This is a genomic window from Halalkalibacter hemicellulosilyticusJCM 9152 (assembly GCF_000513115.1).
Taxonomy (GTDB): Bacteria; Bacillota; Bacilli; order Bacillales; family Bacillaceae_D; genus Halalkalibacter; species Halalkalibacter hemicellulosilyticus.
This window is the reverse complement of record NZ_BAUU01000077.1, coordinates 1-3,305: the sequence shown is the minus strand read 5'-3', so window position 1 is coordinate 3,305 and position 3,305 is coordinate 1. Positions and strand designations below refer to the sequence as shown.

1 protein-coding gene and 2 pseudogenes are annotated in these 3,305 nt (G+C 33.6%); 2 read left to right on the top strand and 1 reads right to left on the bottom strand.

Annotated features, from left to right (window positions below; all coding sequences use genetic code 11):
- Positions 1-475: 475 nt before the first annotated feature.
- A pseudogene (locus tag JCM9152_RS20845) lies at positions 476-802 on the bottom strand (FMN-binding glutamate synthase family protein); the annotation flags it as partial.
- A 159-nt stretch (positions 803-961) separates the two neighbouring features.
- Here JCM9152_RS20845 and JCM9152_RS20840 point away from each other — a divergent pair.
- Positions 962-1,434 (top strand): annotated as a pseudogene (locus JCM9152_RS20840) (hypothetical protein).
- 331 nt (positions 1,435-1,765) lie between these two features.
- Positions 1,766-2,962 (top strand): MFS transporter, encoded by a 1,197-nt coding sequence (locus JCM9152_RS20835; protein WP_081728169.1) that lies wholly within the window; start codon positions 1,766-1,768, stop codon positions 2,960-2,962.
- Positions 2,963-3,305 lie beyond the last annotated feature (343 nt).

Below are 3,305 nucleotides of genomic sequence, written 5' to 3'. Positions count from 1 at the left end.
TGGTGACGTTTGTGCGGGGATAAAGGTAATTGGATCCAAATGCGACCATTTTTTTGAAGAGCCGCCAAGTGGGCGCAAAAGGACAGCTCCTGTTTCTGAACCAAGCTATTTTTAAGCATATTTTGAATGCCCATATGCCGAAGGCCTGGTATCATTTCGATAATATTTTCTTGATAACTGTCAGTTAAAATGATTTTTCCAGCCTTTTTTACAATTAGTCTTATAATTCTAGCGCCAACCAACGAGCATAAATATAAACACGATAAAAAATAGGGACATCATTGCAAAAGTCAAATAAAATAATATGTTTGCCATAGTCACTTCTCCAATATTACAGAAAATGAATCGCGGAATTTTATTACTTTTCATGAAAGGTTCATAATAGTCAGTAAGAAAGATAAAGCTTTTTATGATGGTGAAGGTCCTTAGATGTGATGAACTGTATAAAGAATAATTGAATCGAATTGATGGACAATTATTTCTCAATTTGTTTGTCTTCCCATGGTTTAAAGGAAAACGGAATTCCGACCATTTTGGCGGTCAATTCATCATAGGACACCAGATCCTTTTTTGACAACTCTGTTAATGAGCGTTTTCCCATTGCTCTTAATGCCATTTTCATTTCTTCTATATTGGCTGTTAAGAATTTCTCAGCTGATTTTACCCCTTCTTGAACATTAAATTGATCCTTGAATTTCCCTTGATTCCAAACAACTTGTGTAGGCGGTTCAAACGGAAGAGCATTCAATGATTGAGAATGTGATACGGCAAATAACATAGCGGAACCTACATATACTGCATCTTTGGCTGTTAGGATGGCCCCCACCCTGTAAAATAGATAGATATTCAATATCTATCCACTCATGTTGGTGAGTCTACTAATTGGTGTTTTTGAAAAACGGAGAATACGTGAGTATTCAGGAGATATTTAAACTTTATAGAGGGAGGTAAGAAAAATGTGGTGAACCCCAAAGAAAGGTTATTGTGGAGTATTGCTCTTCCAGGATTTGGTCAATTTTTAAATAAAAAATATATAAAAGGTATTGTTTTTGTTTTTTTAGAGTTCTTGGTGAATGTTTAGGCAAATTTTAATGAAGTGATTATTGTGAGTTTTTTTCAAGGAGATATTGAAAAAGCAATTTCAAAGGCAGATTATCAGTGGTTAATGTTTTATCCATGTTTGTATTTTTTTGCAATGTGGGATGCGTTTAAAGATGCCGGAGGAGAAAAAGATTGCTTTTCCTTTTTACCATTTGCTTTTCTGCTTATTTCGTTACAGTTGGATGTATTTATTCTTCAAATTTTAAACTATTTGGTGTACTATTAGGTCCTGTTTGGCTTCCAATTATCACTGTTATTCCTGCTGTGATGGTAGGCTTACTCTTAAGAGGAATATTTTTCAAAATATATTTACTAAAAAATAAAAATGTTTAATTGTGAAAATATATACTTTAAGTAACGGGTTGTGGCTTTGAAAAAAAGTTACACCGTTTTGAAAAAAGATGAACCGTTATTAAAAAAGTTGCACCGTTTTACCCCTTTGGATATGGTTATCTAAAGGAACTGTTGATTGACAATAGAGTTATTCCAGAAAAGGGCGCAATCCTGTAACAAGGATCAGCTATCTTTTTTGGGGAGTAGGATGAACTATTGTAGGAATTTAAATATTATGAAATAATTGGTATTTAAAAAATGATTTTAAAATAGAAGTGAGAGTAAAGGAGGTAGTCTTCTGCCACGATCATTTTATAATTTAGTTATTAGTATGTCTTCCAGCAGGTTAAGCTTTGCGTTCTTCACCATGACGTTCATTACAATACTATATAGTGAAACAGGCTCAGCAACACTCGCTTCCACTGTTACTTTAACTACAACTGTTGCACAGATTGTATGTGGGATTTTCTTACCTGGGTTAACTAAGCTTTATTCATCAAAAGCGATCTTATATTTCAGTCAAATATCCCAGTTAATCATCTTTATATTATTGGTTATTTTCTTTAACCTAGATTTGTCAAATTTCACAATTGTATTGTTGTTTGTTCTCAATTTCTTTTTAGGATTATTCTATGCAGCAACGAATCCTATTAAAAATGCAATTGTCCCAAGAATAATAGAGAATAACGTTCTAGTACGTGCTAATACATTCTTAGCTACCTCTGACCAAACTTTGCTATTAATTGGGTGGACACTTGGGGGAGTATTAATTGCCAAATTAGGTGATACCATTTTATTAATGATTTCATTTGTCCTTTTAACCATTTCTCTAATTTCTCTGAAATTAACAAATATACCCTCCGATACGAGATCATTAAAAAAATCCAAGAGATATGCTGTGTTTTATAAGACTTGGACTGTTTTGTTCACCCATCCCAAATTAAGAACCATAACTTTGATGGATATAACTCATGGTTTTGGAGGTACTGTTTGGATAGGTGCAGTCACTCTTGCTTTTGTTACAGAAGTCTATAATCTGGGAGAGTCATGGTGGGGGTATATTAACGCCGCATACTTTACAGGAACTATTCTTGGTGGGCTATTCATATGGAAAGTAGCAAACCGAATACAGAATAATTATATTAAAGCTATATTGATTAGTTCATTTAGTTTAGCTATTCTTACAATCTCTTACGGTATCATTCCTATTTCGTTTATAGGGTTGGTATTAGTAGTAATAATGGGGCCATTTTTCCAACTAATGAGCATCTCTACTAGAAGCTATATTCAACAGGAAATAGAAAAAGAAGAATTAGCATCTGTTTTTGCCTCACGTGCGACATTAAACCAAATAATCTTTTCTATTTCTATTTTTCTTATAGGTTTAATCGTTGACTTGTTTGGAGCACAGTTTGCCTATATGTTTTCAGGAGCTTTATTATTCATTTCAACTATCATTGGTACATGGAGTTTTAAGAGCGCGAGGATAGATAGTGGTAAAAATATGCAGAAGGAAGTAAATACATAAAAGCCAAAAACGTAGGTTGAATGTTCAACAATCGGGCGCCATTCTTGAAGAAGAATCGGTGATCATTTTGTATTATAGGGCCAGATAATGGAATAAATGGTCATAATAATCCAGCCGTTTTTAATAATGGGGAACTAGAAAATATCTATAACAACATGATGTAAAACTCTGTTATTGATGATAAGGTAAAGATACATCACATCACACTAAGGAGCCCATACATATGAAAAACTTCGCAGACACATTGATTGAGCACAGTATTAGAAAAAACACAGCTTTAGTAGTTGGATTAGACCCTGATATAACGTATTTCCCAGACTTCTTGTTAAACAAAGATACACAT

Bases quoted from the DNA above. Each gene is read 5' to 3' on its own strand.
- JCM9152_RS20835 (WP_081728169.1), top strand. From the start codon at position 1,766: ATGTCTTCCAGCAGGTTAAGCTTTGCGTTCTTCACCATGACGTTCATT.